Genomic DNA, 15078 nt, shown 5'->3' on the forward strand with positions numbered 1-15078 from the left:
CCGTCGCCCATCCCCTTCGCGACGCCACGGCGTCCGCCGCCGTCAGCCGCCCAGGGTCCGGGCGAGCGCGTCCCGCTGCAACGGCAGGACCTCCGCGTGCAGATCGCGGCCCTTGCGGGTCAGGGCGACGAACACCCCGCGCCGGTCCTCCGCGCACACCGAACGCTCCACCAGGCCGTCCTTCTCCAGGCGGCCGATGAGCCGGGACAGCGCGCTCTGGCTGAGATGGACGCGTCCGACGAGGTTCTGCACCCGGCACTGGTCGCCCTCCTCCGGTGAGGCGGAGGCCAGGATGTCGAGCACCTCGAAGTCGCTCGCGCCCAGGCCGTGCGGGTGCAGGGCGCGGTCGATCTCGCACATCGTGCGCGCGTGCAGCGACAGGATGTCCCGCCACCGTTCCTCCAGCCCCGCGCCGGCCGTCTTCGCTGCCATACCGGCACGGTAGCACCGATCCGGCCATTTGTTGACTATGCAACTAATGTGCGTACAACAGTGTGCGCGGCAAGGAGCCGGCCCGGCCGCTGGGGGCGCCCCCGTGGGCGCGGTCGCCCACCCGTCAGGTGGAGTCCCGCTTCACCAGCTCCGTCGGCAGGATCACCGCAGCCGGGTCCTCGCCGCCGATCTGCGCGAGCAGCAACCGCACCATCTCGTTGCTGATGCGGTCGTACGGCTGGCGGATCGTGGTGAGGGCCGGGCTGGCCTCGGTCGCCGCGACGGAGTCGTCGAAACCGCCCACCGACACGTCCTCGGGCACCCGGCGGCCCGCCCGGCGCAGCGCCGCGAGCGCGCCCTGCGCCATCAGGTCGGACGCCACGAACAGAGCGTCCATGTCCGGTGCCTGGGCGAGCAGCCGCTCGGTGCCCGCCTCGCCGCTGGCCCGGCTGTAGTCACCGGAGACGACGAGCCGCTCGTCGATCTCGACGCCCGCCTCCGTGAGCACCTCCTTGTACCCGGCGAGACGGTCGACGCCACCCGGCGTGTCCAGCGGACCGCTCACCACGCCGATGCGGCGGCGGCCCAGGGACAGCAGATGGCGCACCATGTCACGGGCGCCGTCCCGGTCGTCCGCCGCCACGTAACTGACCTTGGAACCCGGCCCCATGGGCTTGCCGCACTGCACGAGCGGCACGCCCGCCTCCCGGAGTTCCTCGGCGACCCGGTCACCGGAGTGGCTGGAGACCAGCAGCACCCCGTCGACGTGACCGGCGGTGATGTAGCGCGTGATGCGCCGCCGTTCGTCCTTCGTGCCCGCCAGCATCAGCAGCAGCGGGATGTCGTGCGCCGCGAGCGCCTGTGTGCAGCCGCTCAGCAGGACGTTGAAGTTGGGGTCCTCGAAGAACCGCTCCTGCGGCTCGGTCAGCAGGAAACCGATCGAGTCGGAACGGCCGGTGATCAGGGAGCGGGCGTGCCGGTTGACGACGTAACCCGTCTTGCGGATCGCCGCGTCGACCGCCTCCCGGGCGGCCGGGCTGACGTAGTGCCCGCCGTTGAGCACCCGCGAGACCGTGCCCCGCGACACTCCGGCCTCGCGGGCCACGTCGTGGATGGTCGGCGGTCTGCGTCGGCCCCCCGTGCTGCTCATGGTCATGACTTTACGGCCCCGGAGAGCAGATCCAGACTCCAGAACCGCTGGATGACCAGGAAGAGCGCCACCAGCGGGACGACCGCGAGGAACGCCCCGGTGATCACCAGCGTGTACAGCGCCGGCGTGCTGGCGCCCTGTTCGAGGAGCGTGAACAGGCCCAGTGTGATCGGGAACTTCTCGTCGTCGCTGAGCATGATGTACGGCAGCAGGAAGTTGTTCCAGACGGCCACGAACTGGAACAGGAACACCGTGACCATGCCGGGCACCATCATCGGCAGCGCGACCCGGGTGAAGATCCGCCACTCGCTCGCCCCGTCCATCCGACCGGCCTCGACCACGTCGGCCGGGACGGCTGCCGCGGCGTAGATCCGCGAGAGGTACACGCCGTACGGCGAGAGGATCTGCGGGAGCAGCACCGCCAGGTAGGAGTCCGTCAGGTCGGCCTTCGCCAGCAGCAGGTACTGCGGGACGGCGAGGATGACCGGCGGCATCAGCACACCGGCCAGCAGCACGTTGAACATCGTCTCGCGGCCGCGGAAGCGGTAGATCGCCAGCGCGTAGCCGCTGCACGCCGACACACATGTCGACAGCAGGGCGCCGAGACCGGCGTACAGGGCGGAGTTGCCCATCCACTGCCAGTACACGCCGTCGCGGTAGGCGCTCAGGTCCGAGAAGTTGTCGGCGAAGCCCGTGCCCGGCAGGAAGGTGAACGTGGAGAACAGCTCACCGCCGGACTTCGTCGCCGCGATCACCACCCATGCCACGGGCAGCAGGCAGTAGATCGCGCCGAGCAGCAGGGTGACGGTCGGGATCAGCGCGATCCGGCCGCGCAGCGGCGGGCGGTCCTGGACCGTGCCGGGTGTGGTGCCGGCGGCCGGCCCGGTTTTGCTCACAGCAAGAGAACTCATCGTGCTGCCTCCCGCTTGTGACGACGGTTCGCGGCCCGCAGGAACCCGAAGGACAGCAGGAGCGTGGCCAGGGCGATGATCGTGGCCTGCGCGGCCGCCGCGTGGATGTCGCCCTTGCCGAAGGCGTCCTGGTACACCTTCATCAGCGGACTCCAGGTGGTGGACACGGAGTTGGTGAGCGGCTTGAGGGTGGTCGGCTCGCTGAACACCTGGAGCGTGGCGATGATCGAGAAGAAGAAGGTCAGCACCAGGGAGGGCGCCACCATCGGGATCTTGATCCTCAGCGCGATCTGCAGCGGGGTGGCGCCGTCCAGCTTCGCCGCCTCGTACACCTCGGCCGGGATCGCCTGCAGCGAGGTGTAGATGACGATCATGTTGAAGCCGGTGCCGCCCCAGACCGCGATGTTGGAGAGGGCGAGGTACAGCGGGCCGCCGTCCAGCAGGTCCGGCTGCGGCAGGCTCAGCTTCTCGAGCACGTGGAAGAAGGGGCTGACGTCCGGCAGGTACAGAAAGCCCCACAGCAGCGCGGCCACGACGCCGGGGATGGCGTACGGCAGGAAGATCGCGAGCCGGGTGAAGGGCGCGAGCCGCACCTTGTCGGAGTCGAGCATCAGCGCGAACACCAGGGCGAGGCCCAGCATCACCGGCACCACGATGCAGCCGTAGCCGAGCACGCGCAGCGCGCCGTCGACCAGTTCGCTGTCGGTGAGGGCGTCGGTGTAGTTCTCCGGACCGGCCCAGACCTCCTTGCGGGCGCCGGAACCGAGCCCGAGCCCGGAGACCTTCACCTTGTGGAAGCTGAGCCAGATCGCGTACCCGATGGGCAGCGCGAAGAAGAGCAGAAAGAGGATCGTCGCGGGGAGGAGGAAGGCGTACGGGGCCCCCTTCACCCCGTACGCCTTCCGGCTTGCTCTGGTCACTCGGAGACCTCGAAGCCCTGCTTCTTGAGGTCGGCGACCGTGTCGTCCTGCATGGCCGCCAGCGCGGCGAGGAAGTCCGACCTGTCCTTGGCGGCCTTGCCGAAGGCGTCCTTGAACGTCGTGTAGGCGACGTTCACGTTCGGGCCCCAGGCCGACGGCGCCGTGGTCTCGGCGATCTCGGCGGCCTTGGAGTAGAAGTCGGGCTGGTTGGAGAAGTAGGCCGGCGGGTCGGCGAACGCGCCGCTGAGCTGCGCCGAAGTCGAGGCCGGGTAGATGCCGCTCTCCTTGGCCAGCGCGTTGAGGGCGTCCCCGTCGGTGTTCAGCCAGGCGGCGAACTCGGCGGCGGCCGCCTTGTGGTCGGAGTCCGTGGTCACGGCGGTCGAGGAGCCGCCCCAGCTGCCGGTGACGTTCTCCGAGTCCGACCACTGGGGGAGCGGGGCCATGGCCCACTTGCCCTTGGTGGCGGGCGCGGCCGTGGTCAGCGTGCCCGGCGCCCACACGGCGCTGACCCAGGCGATCTGCTTGCCGGTGTTGAGCGCCTTGTTCCAGGCCGGGGTGTACATCGGCTGGTTGTCGATGGCGCCCTCCTCGACGAGGCCGCCCCAGAACTTCGCGACCCTGCCCGTCGCCTCGTCGTCGATGCCGACCTTCCACGTGTCGCCGGAGGTCGTCCACCACTTGGCGCCGGCCTGCTGGGCGAGCCCGGCGAAGAGGCCGGAGTCGTTGGCGGAGAAGGTGGTCAGGTCCTTGTCCGGTGCCTTCTTCTTCAGCGCGCGGGCGGTCTCGGCGAACTCCTCCCAGGTGGCCGGGACCTTCAGGCCGTACTCCTCGAAGAGGTCCGCGCGGTAGTAGAACATCATCGGCCCGATGTCCTGCGGGACCGCGTAGACCGCGTCGGTGCCCAGCGTGGTCTGCTGCCACACGCCCTCGGCGAACTTGTCCTCGGCGTCGCCGACCTCGCTCGCTATGTCCGCCACGGCGTCATTGCTGACCAGCGTGGGCAGCGCCTGGTACTCGGCCTGGACCAGGTCCGGGGCCTTGCCGGCCTTGTGCGCGGTGAGGATCTTGGTGACCAGCGTGTCGCCGGACGCCTGCTTCTTCACCGTGACCGTGATCCGGTCCTTCTTGCCCGGGCCCTTGTTCCACAGGTCGACGACCTTGTCCATGCCGGGCGTCCAGGTCCAGTACGTCAGCGACACCGGCCCGGACGGTTCCCCGCTCGTGTCTTCGGTGCCGCACGCGGCGAGGGCGGTGGCACCGAGGGCCACGGCGATGGTGGATGCCACGAGGCGGGTGCGCTTCGTGATGGGCATGGATCTCTCCCCTGACCTGGGCCTCCGCCTGCTGCGGAGACCTGCCATGCGTCTGTGAGCGTTCACAGTAGAGAAACATCCCGGACTCTTGTCAATGGTTGTCGCTGTGCGGTTATGTTGGGCTCTCGGTGCTGCCGCTGTGTGTGCACGTTCCCAATTGATCGACCACTCGGGAGAGAATTCATGCCGGAGACCACCCCCAGGGGCCTCACCAGGCTCGCTTTCGGCGGGGACTACAACCCCGAGCAGTGGCCGGAGAGCGTCTGGCGGGAGGACGTCCGGCTGATGCGGGAGGCCGGCGTCACGATGGTGAGCGTCGGGATCTTCTCCTGGGCGCTGCTGGAGCCCTCACCGGGCGTCCACGACTTCGGCTGGCTGGACCGCCTGGTCGACCTGCTGCACGAGCACGGCATCCGCGTCGACCTGGGCACGCCCACGGTCTGCCCACCGGTGTGGTTCTACCGCGCCCACCCCGAGGCGCTGCCCGTGACGGATCAGGGCGTGCGCCACGAGTTCGGTTCACGCGCCGCGATCTGCCACAGCAACGCCGATTACCGTGCGGCCGCCGCGCGCATCACCACCGAACTCGCCCAGCGCTACGGCGACCATCCGGCGCTGGCGATGTGGCACGTCCACAACGAGTACGGCGTCCCCGTCTCGGCCTGTTACTGCGAGTCCTGCGCCGCGCACTTCCGTCGCTGGCTGGCGGCCACGTACGGGACGGTCGACGCGGTCAACGAGGCCTGGGGCACCGCCTTCTGGGGACAGCGCTACAACGACCTGGAGCAGATCAACCCGCCACGAGCGACGCCGACGGTCGTCAACCCGGCCCAGGCGTTGGACTACAAGCGCTTCGCCGACGCCACGATGCGCGAGAACTTCCGTATGGAACGGGACATCCTGCACCGGCTCTCACCGGACGTCCCCGTCACGACCAACTTCATGACGGCCCTCAGCCAGTGCGACTCCGTCGACTACTGGGCCTGGGGCCGTGAGGTCGACATCGTCACCAACGACCACTACCTGATCACCGACGGCCGCCGCACCCACGTCAACCTCGCCATGGCCGCCGACCTCACCCGCTCGGTGGCCGGCGGTGCCCCCTGGATCCTCCTGGAGCACTCCACCTCGGGCGTCAACTGGCAGCCCCGCAATCCCGCCAAGGCCCCCGGCGAGATGGCCCGCAACTCCCTGGCCCACGTGGCACGCGGCTCCGAGGGCGCCATGTTCTTCCAGTGGCGGCAGTCCCGGCGCGGTGCCGAGAAGTTCCACTCGGCGATGCTGCCGCACGGCGGAACCGACACGCGCGTGTGGCGCGAGGTGGTCGAACTGGGCTCCTGCCTCGACTCGTTGGGCGCCGTGCGCGGCACTCGCACCCAGGCCGACGTGGCCATGCTGTGGGACTGGCACTCCTGGTGGGCCCAGAACCTCCAGTGGCGCCCCAGCGAGGACCACGACCCCCGCGAGCGCGCCGACGCCTTCTACGAGGTGCTCTACGACCGCCACCTCACCGTCGACTTCGCCCATCCGGAAGCCGACCTGTCGGGCCATCCCCTCGTCGTCGTACCGGCGCTGTACCTGATGACCGAGGCGGCCGGCCGCAACCTGCGCCGGTACGTCGAGAGTGGCGGCACCCTCGTCGTGTCGTACTTCTCCGGCATCGTCGACGAGCACGACGCCGTCCACGAGGGCCCCTACCCGGGCGCGTTGCGGGACGTCCTGGGCCTGACGGTCGAGGAGTTCTCACCGCTGCTGAAGGACCGGTCGGTGCGCCTCACCGGTCCCGACGGCTCCGAGCTCAGCGGCGACGTGTGGACCGAGTTCGTCGTCCCGCGCGGCGCCGAGACGATCTGGACGTACGCCGACGGCCTGACCGCAGGCCACCCGGCCGTCACCCGGCACCGCCTCGGCGACGGCACCGCCTGGTACGTCTCCACCCGCCTGGCCGCCGAGGGACTCGACGCACTGCTCGGCCGGGCCGTCGAGGACGCCCGCGTCGCACCGCGGGCCGACCTGCCCCGCGACGTCGAGGTCGTGCGCCGCACGGGCCGCTCCGGCACCTATCTGTTCGCCGTCAACCACACCGCGTCCGACGCCAAGGTGCCCCTGGAGACGCCCGGGACCGAGCTGCTGACCGGTCAACGCGCCGCGGGCCTGCTCGAAGTGCCCGCGGGGGCCGTCCGGGTCGTACACCTCGACGGCTGAACCGACTCCCCTTCGCCCGCGCGAGCCGTTCGAGCCGCGGGCGGAGGGGCTCCTCACCGCCCCGGTGAGGGAACCCCACACCCTTACGTCGAAGGGACGACGGACGACGATGTTCCATCCCAGACGCACCCTCCGGGCCCTGCTGCTGCCGCTCGCGGCCGGGCTCGCCCTCACCGCCCTGCCCGCCCGAAGCGCGTCCGCCGCGAGCACGCTCACCAACGGCGGTTTCGAGTCCGGCGGCACCGGCACCGCGACACCGGCCGGCTGGTCCACCTACTCCGCGGCCGGCCAGAACTCCGCCTCCTTCACCGAGGCCGGCGGGCACGGCGGCGGCTACCGCTTGACCCACTGGGCGTCCTCGGCCTACAAGGTGGAGACCTACCAGTACCTGTCCGGTCTGACCAACGGCAGGTACAAGCTCACCGCGTGGGTCCGCTCCGGCGGCGGCCAGAACGCGGCGTACCTGGCGCTGAAGAACTGCGGCGGCGCGGAACAGCGCACCGACCTCCCGGTCTCGGCGAGCGGCTGGCTCCGCATCGTCGTGCCGGTCGACGTGACCGCCAACCAGTGCACGATCAGCATCAACAGCGACGCCAACGCGGGCAACTGGATCAACGTCGACGACCTGACCTTCACGCCGGGAACGTCCGGCACGTCGATCCACGGCGCCGACATATCCTCCCTGCCCAAGAGCGAGGCCAAGGGCGGCCTGTACAGGACCGCCTCCGGCACGACCGGCGACGCGGTCACCATCCTGAAGAACGCCGGGATGAACTACGCGCGCCTGAAGGTGTGGGTCGACCCGGCCGACGGCTACAACAACAAGGCGCGCGTCCTCGCCATGGCCAAGCGCGTCAAGGCCGCCGGCATGAAGCTGCTCGTCGACTTCCACTACTCGGACTTCTGGGCCGACCCCGGACGCCAGGACAAGCCGGCCGCCTGGGCGGGCCACTCGTACAGTCGGCTCAGGACGGACGTGTACAACCACACGTACGACGTGCTGAGCGCGCTGAAGGCGCAGGGCACCACCGCCGACATGGTCCAGGTGGGCAACGAGATCAACGGCGGCATGCTGTGGAACGAGGGCTCCACCGGCAACTGGTCGCAGCTCGCCGGACTGCTCAACTCGGGCTACGACGCGGTCAAGGCGGTCCACTCGTCCACCGCGGTCGCGCTGCACCTCGCCAAGGGCGGTGACCTGTCCGGCACCCGCTGGTGGTTCGACAGCGCGGTCGCGAACGGCGTGAGGTTCGACGCGATCGGCCTGTCCTACTACGGCTACTGGCACGGCTCGCTGTACGACTTCCAGACGACCCTGGACGACGCCGCCTCCCGCTACGGCAAGCCGGTCTTCGTCGCCGAGACGGCCTACCCGTTCCGGCTGGACAGCGAGGACGGGCACGAGGAGATCATCGACACCACAGGCGAACTGGTCGCCGGCTACCCGGCGACCGCGGCCGGGCAGCGCCGGTGGATGAACGACGTGGCGAGCATCGTGGAGGCCGTCCCCAACGGCCGGGGCCTCGGTGTCTTCTACTGGGAGGCGACCTGGACCGCCGTCTCCGGCAACGGCTGGGACCCGACCGACGCCTCCTCCGGCAACGGCTGGGAGAACCAGGCGCTGTTCGGCTACGACGACAGGGCCCTGTCGTCGATGGCGTGGTTCCGCCACCGCTGACCCGTCCAGGACGAGCGGTGCAAGGGGCCCGGCCGCGCCCGGCGGCCGGGCCCGCGACCTTCCGGGGCGCCTGTCACACGGCCGAGCGCCGCGCCCGGCCGTGCGACGGCCCGGCCGGAGGCAGCCCGGGCCCGCCGACCACCCTCCGGTGCCGGCGTCGCCTCCGAGGGTCTGGCGCGGACGCCCCCGCGGGTGGGACCGGTATCGGACAAGCCGCCGCGAAGTCCGTACGCCGGGGCCTGGACTGCGGGACAGTGGGAAGACGCGGCACGAGGAGGCCGGATCCGAAGGGGGGCGACATGCTGAGGACTCCCGTCGGTGAGCGACGGCTGGACATCCTGGAATGGCTGAAGGACCCGGTCGCGCACTTTCCGGCGCAGCGTCACGGCGATCTGAGCGACGACGGCGTCACCGCGCACGCCGTGGCCGCGAAGCTGGGCGTACCGCGTGACGTCGCCGAGACCCACCTCGGTCTCCTCGTGACCATCGGCCTGCTGCGCACGAAGCGCATCAAGCGGCGTCTGTACTACCGGCGTGACGAGGTACGGATCGCCGAAGTGGCCCGCATGTTCGAGAAGGGCTGGTAACAGGCGCACATGCACGAACCCACCGCTCTCGTCCCCGTCCGCTACTTCGCGATCGGCGGCCGAGGCCCGGAGGACGTGGTCGCCGACGCGCGCGGCCGGGTCCTCACCGGCGTCGAGGACGGCCGCGTCCTGCGCGTCGACGGCCTGACGGAGCCGGCCGAGCCCCGTGTCGAGGTGCTCGCCGACACCGGTGGCAGGCCGCTGGGCCTCGAACTCCTCCCGGACGACGCCCTGTTGGTGTGCGACGCAGAGCGCGGACTGCTCCGCGTCGACCTCACCGACGGCACCGTGGACGTCCTCGCCGACTCGGTGGCGGGGGAGAGGCTGCGGTTCTGCAGCAATGTCGTCGCCCTGGCCGACGGCAGCGTCTGCTTCACCGTCAGCAGTCGCCGCCATCCCCTGGAGCACTGGATAGGCGACGTCGTCGAGCACACCGCGACGGGCCGCCTGCTGCGGCTCGCCCCCGGCAGCGACACTCCCGAAGTGCTCCTGGACGGGCTCCGGTTCGCCAACGGCCTCGCCGTGAGCGGCGACGGATCGTTCCTGGTGGTCGCCGAGACGAGCGCGTACCGCCTCACCCGCTACTGGCTCACCGGACCACGGGCCGGCCGGAGCGAACCCTTCGTCGAGAACCTGCCGGGCATGCCGGACAACGTCTGGCGCGGCAGCCCGGACGGCCCCATCAGGGTCGCGCTGGCCGGCCCGCGCGTCCCCGCGCTGGATCTGCTCCACCGGACCGCCCCGGCCGTGCGCCGAGCCGCCGCACGCGTCGCCGTGCACGCCCCCTTCCGCCCGACCGGCACGATCGGCGTGCTCGCGGTCGACGACACCGGGACGGTCGTCCACCACCTGGCCCGCCGCCACTCCGGGTTCCGCATGGTCACCAGCGTCTGCGAGAGCGGGGGCCGGCTGGTCCTCGGGAGCCTGTGGGAGCGGGGCGTGGCAGTCTGCGAGCTGCCCGACCCGAAGTGACCCGCCGGCACCCGCGGAGTTAGGCTTTTCACCGGCCGCGACCTCCTCGCGGCGCGGCGGTGGGGCCCGCCGTACCCGAACCGCGGCATGCGCCGCCAACGGTCCCTACTTGCGATCCGCGCCCGTATGCCCGGGCCCCGGCGAGTAGGAGTCGTACGACCATGACAGTCCCCGAGACGGACAGCCTGCGCGTGGCCGCGCCCGCCCGGCGCCGGCCCGACTGGCGGGGCCAGGCACCGGTCGTCGCGGTGGTGGCGCTCGGCGGAGCCGTCGGCGCGACCGCCCGCTACGCGGCCTCGCTCCGGTGGCCGGTCCAGCCGGGCGGCTTCCCCTGGGCGACCTTCTGGACCAACGTCGTCGGCTGTGCCGTGATCGGCGTGTTCATGGTGGTCATCACCGAGGTGTGGGCCGCCCACCGCCTGGTACGCCCCTTCTTCGGCACCGGAGTGCTCGGCGGCTTCACCACTTTCTCCACCTACGCCGTCGACATCCAGAAGCTGGTGGACAGCGGCCATCCGCGCACGGGCCTGGCCTATCTCGCCGCCACCCTCGTCGCGGCGCTCACCGCGGTCCGGCTCGCGGCGACGGCGACCCGCCGCGTCCTGAAGTGGAGGCGGTCATGACGAGACCGACCGGCAGCGCCCTGCGCCTGACGGTGTACGTCGGCGAGCACGACACCTGGCACCACAAGCCCCTCCACTCGGAGATCGTGCACCGCGCCCACACGGCCGGCCTCGCGGGTGCCAGCGTCTTCCACGGCATCGAGGGCTTCGGTGCCTCCTCCCTGGTCCACACCTCGCGGCTGCTGTCCCTGAGCGAGGACCTGCCGGTGGCCGTCGTGATCGTCGACACGGAGGAACGCGTACGGGCCTTCCTGCCTCAGCTCGACGAACTCCTCACCGAAGGGCTCGTGACCCTCGACCACTGCGAGGTCGTCCGCTACCTCGGCCCCGACACATCCCCGCCCGCACCGGACCCGGAAGGTGAGAAGCCGACGTGAACTGGCTCCTGGTGATCGCGGGCGCCGTGGTCGGCGCCCCCTTGCGCTACCTCACCGATCGCGCGGTGCAGTCCCGGCACGACTCGGTGTTCCCCTGGGGCACGTTCGCGGTCAACGTCACCGGCTGCCTGATCCTGGGCCTGCTGACCGGCGCCGCGGCGGCGGGAGCCGCGAACTCCCAGGTACAGCTGCTGCTGGGCACCGGGCTGTGCGGGGCGCTGACCACGTACTCGACCTTCTCCTACGAGACCTTGCGGCTGACCGAGACGGGGGCCGGACTCTACGCCCTCGCCAACATCGCGGGCAGCGTGACGGCGGGCCTCGGCGCCGCGTTCCTGGGCGTGTGGCTGGCGCAGGGGGCGTGGTCGTAGCCGGCCCGCCTCCGCGTCGGGGCCCCTCGGCTCGCCCCTCGCGGCTGGTCGGACGGTGCGCGCCGGCGTCGTCCCGGTCGCAGTACCGATGTCCGGGCCGCTGGATGCGGGTGTCCTCCACGGCTGCGCCGGGAGCGGGTGTGAGATCCGCTTTCATGCGTCACACTCGGTGAATCTCTCCGCCGGACTCCCTTGACACCACGCCGGGCTCACCCGGAGTATCTCTCCCGTGAACCTGTCAGACAGCCGGACAGCCGGACAGCCGCCGCGACGCGTCAGCGCCATGGAAGCCGTCCTGGCGCACCTGCGCAGCGCGATCGAACACGGGGAGTACGCCATCGGCGACAAGCTCCCCTCCGAGGCGGAGCTCTGCCGCACCCTGGAGGTCAGCCGCCCCGTGCTGCGCGAGGCCCTCAGGGCCCTGCAGACCATGGGCCTGACGGTCTCCAAGACCGGCAAGGGCACCTTCGTCGTGGCCAGCGCGGTCGAGGACCCCACCTTCGGCGACTACGCCGCCAGCGACCTGCTGGAAGTACGCCGCCACGTCGAGATCCCGGTCGCCGGGTACGCGGCGCTGCGCCGCACCCCGGAGAACCTGGACCACCTGGCTCACCTGCTCGACCGCATGGAGCGGGAGACGGACACCACCGCGTGGGTCGCGATGGACACCCTCTTCCACCTGGCCGTGGCCGAGGCCGCCCAGAACCCGGTCTTCCGCCGGGTCATCGAGGAGATCCGTGACGCACTGGCGCGTCAGTCGGCCTTCCTCAACGAGCTGGGCGGTCGCCGCGAACAGTCCAACCGGGAGCACCGGGCCATCGTCGAGGCGCTGATCGACGGTTCCGAACTCGACGCGACCGACGCCATGGCGCACCACCTCGACCGCGTCGAGACGACCCTCACCGACATCGTGCGCCCCGCGCGCACGGACATCCCCACGGAAGGCGGACCCGAGGCGTGAGCGAGCAGCACCTCAAAGAAGAGACGCGCCCCTCGTCCGGTCACGTAGACGCCGGAGACCACGGCTACAGCAAGTCGCTGAAGGCCCGGCACGTCAACATGATCGCCATCGGCGGTGCCATCGGCACCGGCCTGTTCCTCGGCGCCGGCGGCCGGCTCGCCGACGCCGGCCCGTCCCTGTTCATCGCCTACGCGGTCTGCGGCGTCTTCGCCTTCCTGGTCGTCCGCGCCCTCGGCGAACTCGTCCTGTACCGCCCGTCCTCCGGCGCCTTCGTGTCGTACGCCCGGGAGTTCATGGGGGAGAAGGGCGCGTACACGGCGGGCTGGATGTACTTCCTGAACTGGGCGACCACCGGCATCGCCGACATCACCGCGGTCGCCACCTACACCCACTACTGGGGCATGTTCTCCGACATCCCGCAGTGGGTGATCGCGCTCATAGCCCTCGCGGTCGTCCTGACCGTGAACCTGATCTCGGTGAAGATCTTCGGCGAACTGGAGTTCTGGTTCGCCATCATCAAGGTCGGCGCGCTCGTCGTCTTCATGCTGATCGGCATCTTCCTGCTGGTCACCCAGCAGCCCGTGGACGGCCACACCCCCGGCCCGTCCCTGATCACCGACAACGGCGGCGTCTTCCCCAACGGCCTGCTCCCGATGCTGCTGATCGTCCAGGGCGTCGTCTTCGCCTACGCCTCCGTCGAGCTGGTCGGCGTCGCCGCCGGTGAGACCGAGAACCCCGAGAAGATCATGCCGAAGGCGATCAACTCGATCATGTGGCGCGTCGGCCTGTTCTACGTCGGCTCCGTCCTCCTGCTGTCGATGCTGCTGCCCTGGTCCTCGTACAAGGCGGGCGAGAGCCCGTTCGTCACCGTGCTGTCCAACATCGGCATCCCCGCGGCCGGCGGTGTCATGAACCTCGTCGTGATGACCGCGGCGATGTCCTCGCTCAACTCCGGCCTGTACTCCACCGGCCGCATCCTGCGCTCCATGGCGATGTCCGGCTCCGCCCCGAAGTTCACCTCGGTGATGAGCCGCAGCCAGGTCCCGTACGGCGGCATCCTGCTCACCAGCGGTATCTGTGTCCTCGGCGTCGGTCTCAACTTCGTCGTCCCCGCCGAGGCGTTCGAGATCGTGCTGAACTTCGCGGCCATCGGCATCCTCGCCACCTGGGGCATGATCATGATCTGCCACCTGCTCTTCTGGCAGAAGACCCAGAAGGGCGAGCTCACCCGCCCCGGCTACCGACTGCCGGGCTCCCCCTGGACCGAACTCGTGACGCTGGCCTTCCTCGCCTCCGTCCTGGTCCTGATGTACGCCGACGGAGGCGCCGGCCGCACCACCGTGCTGTGCCTGCCGCTGATCGTCGCAGCGCTGGTCGCGGGCTGGTACGGCATCCGCAGCCGTGCCCGGCGTGCCGCCGGCAAGGCCGACGCGTGACATCCGCGTCGGTCGACGACCCCTCATCGACCCACCCCCAGGAAGTGATGTACAGCAGCTCCGCAGCGGACGCACCCCTTGTCCGCGAACCTCTCCACGCCCCCGTCGCCCACCTCGTACGCGGCGGAATGATCGAAGGCACCCACTACGGCTCCGTCGTCGTCCTCGGCGCCGACGGCGACGTACGGTTTCAACTCGGTGACATCGAGGCCGCCTTCTACCCGCGCTCGGCGCTCAAGCCCGTCCAGGCCGTCGCCATGGCGCGGGCCGGGCTCCCGCTCGACGGCGAGCTGCTCTCGCTCGCCGCGGCCAGCCACTCCGGCGAGGAACGCCACCTCGCCGGAAGCCGGCGCATCCTCGAACTCGCCGGGCTCACCGAGGACCACCTGCGCAACGTCCCCGACATGCCGTTCGACCCGGTCGTGCGGGACGCCTGGGTACGGGAGGGCCGCCTGCCCTCCCGGCTCGCCCAGAACTGCTCCGGCAAGCATGCGGCGATGCTGTACACCTGCGCCCTCAACGACTGGCCCCTGGAGAACTACCTCGACCCCGCGCACCCCCTCCAGCAGGCGATCGCCGAGATCGTGGAGGACCTCACCGGGCAGCGGATCGCACGGGTGACCGTCGACGGGTGCGGGGCGCCGCTTTTCTCCGTCTCCCTGCACGGTCTCGCCCGTGCCGCCGCCCGCATCACCACGGCGGCGCCCGGAACGCCCGAGGCGCGGGTCGCCGACGCGATGCGGGAGCACGCCGAGATGGCGTCCGGCTCCGGGCGGGACGTGGCCGCGCTCATGCGGGCCGTGCCGGGGCTGCTCACCAAGGACGGGTTCGAGGGCGTCCAGGTCGCCGCGCTGCCGGATGGGCGTGCCGTGGCGGTGAAGATCGCCGATGGCGCGAATCGGGCGAGGGTGCCCGTGGCCGCGGCGGCGCTTGCCTTCGCCGGAGTCGATCCGGAGCTGCTCACCGAGTTCCGCGGTGAGGCGCTTCTGGGTGGCGGTCGGGAGGTCGGGTGCGTGCGGCCCGTTCGATCCCTTGAGCCTGTCGTGGTTCCGGCTTGCGCCTAAGGGCGCGCCGAGTTCTGTCCTTCCGCGACTGCGGGCCGTCAGTGGCTGGTCGCGCTGTTCCCCGCCCCCCTGAAGGGG

General features: G+C 70.7%; 15 protein-coding genes. 10 read left to right on the forward strand and 5 right to left on the reverse strand.

The genetic code is table 11. From position 1 onward, the window contains the following. Window positions 1–42 precede the first annotated feature (42 nt). The 5 genes from ACFYNL_RS03035 to ACFYNL_RS03055 all read right to left on the reverse strand — a co-directional run bounded on the left by ACFYNL_RS03035 (window position 43) and on the right by ACFYNL_RS03055 (window position 4726). Window positions 43–432, reverse strand: a complete 390-nt coding sequence (locus ACFYNL_RS03035; protein ID WP_388795488.1) for a MarR family winged helix-turn-helix transcriptional regulator — start codon at window positions 430–432, stop codon at window positions 43–45. Between the two features lie 124 nt (window positions 433–556). Continuing rightward, a complete protein-coding gene (locus ACFYNL_RS03040) occupies window positions 557–1588 on the reverse strand; it encodes a LacI family DNA-binding transcriptional regulator (protein ID WP_388795491.1) in 1032 nt (343 codons plus the stop codon). Then, window positions 1585–2493, reverse strand: a complete 909-nt coding sequence (locus ACFYNL_RS03045; RefSeq protein ID WP_388795494.1) for a carbohydrate ABC transporter permease — start codon at window positions 2491–2493, stop codon at window positions 1585–1587. The genes ACFYNL_RS03040 and ACFYNL_RS03045 overlap by 4 nt, the downstream gene beginning before the upstream one ends. Further along, window positions 2490–3413, reverse strand: coding sequence for a carbohydrate ABC transporter permease (locus ACFYNL_RS03050; protein ID WP_388795497.1), 924 nt, complete (start codon window positions 3411–3413; stop codon window positions 2490–2492). The genes ACFYNL_RS03045 and ACFYNL_RS03050 overlap by 4 nt, the downstream gene beginning before the upstream one ends. Beyond that, window positions 3410–4726: an extracellular solute-binding protein gene (locus tag ACFYNL_RS03055; RefSeq protein WP_388795500.1), complete on the reverse strand. Its 1317-nt coding sequence runs from the start codon at window positions 4724–4726 to the stop codon at window positions 3410–3412. Before ACFYNL_RS03055 ends, ACFYNL_RS03050 begins: the two co-directional genes overlap by 4 nt. Before the next feature lie 183 nt (window positions 4727–4909). Here ACFYNL_RS03055 and ACFYNL_RS03060 point away from each other — a divergent pair, with 183 nt between their 5' ends. From ACFYNL_RS03060 to ACFYNL_RS03105, 10 genes are all read left to right on the forward strand, one after another. Continuing rightward, on the forward strand, window positions 4910–6931 hold the full coding sequence (locus tag ACFYNL_RS03060; RefSeq protein WP_388795503.1) for a beta-galactosidase: 2022 nt from the start codon (window positions 4910–4912) through the stop codon (window positions 6929–6931). Window positions 6932–7040: 109 nt separating this feature from the next. Next, window positions 7041–8609: an arabinogalactan endo-beta-1,4-galactanase gene (locus tag ACFYNL_RS03065; protein ID WP_388795506.1), complete on the forward strand. Its 1569-nt coding sequence runs from the start codon at window positions 7041–7043 to the stop codon at window positions 8607–8609. A 299-nt stretch (window positions 8610–8908) separates the two neighbouring features. Continuing rightward, complete coding sequence (locus ACFYNL_RS03070; protein ID WP_388795509.1) at window positions 8909–9196, forward strand: ArsR family transcriptional regulator; 288 nt, start codon at window positions 8909–8911, stop codon at window positions 9194–9196. A 9-nt stretch (window positions 9197–9205) separates the two neighbouring features. Further along, the gene (locus tag ACFYNL_RS03075; protein ID WP_388795512.1) at window positions 9206–10168 is read left to right on the forward strand and encodes an SMP-30/gluconolactonase/LRE family protein; all 963 of its coding nucleotides are present in this window, start codon (window positions 9206–9208) and stop codon (window positions 10166–10168) included. A gap of 161 nt (window positions 10169–10329) precedes the next feature. Then, complete coding sequence (crcB, locus tag ACFYNL_RS03080; RefSeq protein WP_388795515.1) at window positions 10330–10791, forward strand: fluoride efflux transporter CrcB; 462 nt, start codon at window positions 10330–10332, stop codon at window positions 10789–10791. After that, window positions 10788–11168, forward strand: coding sequence for a DUF190 domain-containing protein (locus ACFYNL_RS03085; protein ID WP_388795518.1), 381 nt, complete (start codon window positions 10788–10790; stop codon window positions 11166–11168). Before crcB (ACFYNL_RS03080) ends, ACFYNL_RS03085 begins: the two co-directional genes overlap by 4 nt. Beyond that, window positions 11165–11539, forward strand: a complete 375-nt coding sequence (crcB, locus tag ACFYNL_RS03090) for a fluoride efflux transporter CrcB (RefSeq protein ID WP_388795521.1) — start codon at window positions 11165–11167, stop codon at window positions 11537–11539. Before ACFYNL_RS03085 ends, crcB (ACFYNL_RS03090) begins: the two co-directional genes overlap by 4 nt. 283 nt (window positions 11540–11822) lie before the next feature. After that, window positions 11823–12500 carry an FCD domain-containing protein gene (locus tag ACFYNL_RS03095; protein ID WP_019760039.1) on the forward strand — a complete coding sequence of 226 codons (678 nt, stop codon included), beginning with the start codon at window positions 11823–11825 and terminating at the stop codon, window positions 12498–12500. Then, complete coding sequence (locus ACFYNL_RS03100) at window positions 12497–13936, forward strand: amino acid permease (RefSeq protein WP_388795524.1); 1440 nt, start codon at window positions 12497–12499, stop codon at window positions 13934–13936. Before ACFYNL_RS03095 ends, ACFYNL_RS03100 begins: the two co-directional genes overlap by 4 nt. A 47-nt stretch (window positions 13937–13983) precedes the next feature. Further along, entirely contained in the window at window positions 13984–15000 is a 1017-nt protein-coding gene (locus ACFYNL_RS03105; RefSeq protein WP_388795527.1) for an asparaginase, read from the forward strand. The last annotated feature ends 78 nt before the right edge of the window (window positions 15001–15078 follow it).

It is taken from the genome of Streptomyces sp. NPDC007808 (assembly GCF_042868655.1).
Taxonomy (GTDB): Bacteria; Actinomycetota; Actinomycetes; order Streptomycetales; family Streptomycetaceae; genus Streptomyces.

Excerpts from the sequence above, each read along its gene's own strand:
- ACFYNL_RS03035 (WP_388795488.1), bottom strand. The coding sequence starts at position 432 with ATGGCAGCGAAGACGGCCGGCGCGGGGCTGGAGGAACGGTGGCGGGAC.
- ACFYNL_RS03040 (WP_388795491.1), bottom strand. The coding sequence starts at position 1,588 with ATGACCATGAGCAGCACGGGGGGCCGACGCAGACCGCCGACCATCCAC.
- ACFYNL_RS03045 (WP_388795494.1), bottom strand. The coding sequence starts at position 2,493 with ATGAGTTCTCTTGCTGTGAGCAAAACCGGGCCGGCCGCCGGCACCACA.
- ACFYNL_RS03055 (WP_388795500.1), bottom strand. The coding sequence starts at position 4,726 with ATGCCCATCACGAAGCGCACCCGCCTCGTGGCATCCACCATCGCCGTG.
- ACFYNL_RS03060 (WP_388795503.1), top strand. The coding sequence starts at position 4,910 with ATGCCGGAGACCACCCCCAGGGGCCTCACCAGGCTCGCTTTCGGCGGG.
- ACFYNL_RS03065 (WP_388795506.1), top strand. The coding sequence starts at position 7,041 with ATGTTCCATCCCAGACGCACCCTCCGGGCCCTGCTGCTGCCGCTCGCG.
- ACFYNL_RS03070 (WP_388795509.1), top strand. The coding sequence starts at position 8,909 with ATGCTGAGGACTCCCGTCGGTGAGCGACGGCTGGACATCCTGGAATGG.
- ACFYNL_RS03075 (WP_388795512.1), top strand. The coding sequence starts at position 9,206 with ATGCACGAACCCACCGCTCTCGTCCCCGTCCGCTACTTCGCGATCGGC.
- crcB (WP_388795515.1), top strand. The coding sequence starts at position 10,330 with ATGACAGTCCCCGAGACGGACAGCCTGCGCGTGGCCGCGCCCGCCCGG.
- ACFYNL_RS03085 (WP_388795518.1), top strand. The coding sequence starts at position 10,788 with ATGACGAGACCGACCGGCAGCGCCCTGCGCCTGACGGTGTACGTCGGC.
- ACFYNL_RS03095 (WP_019760039.1), top strand. The coding sequence starts at position 11,823 with ATGGAAGCCGTCCTGGCGCACCTGCGCAGCGCGATCGAACACGGGGAG.
- ACFYNL_RS03105 (WP_388795527.1), top strand. The coding sequence starts at position 13,984 with ATGTACAGCAGCTCCGCAGCGGACGCACCCCTTGTCCGCGAACCTCTC.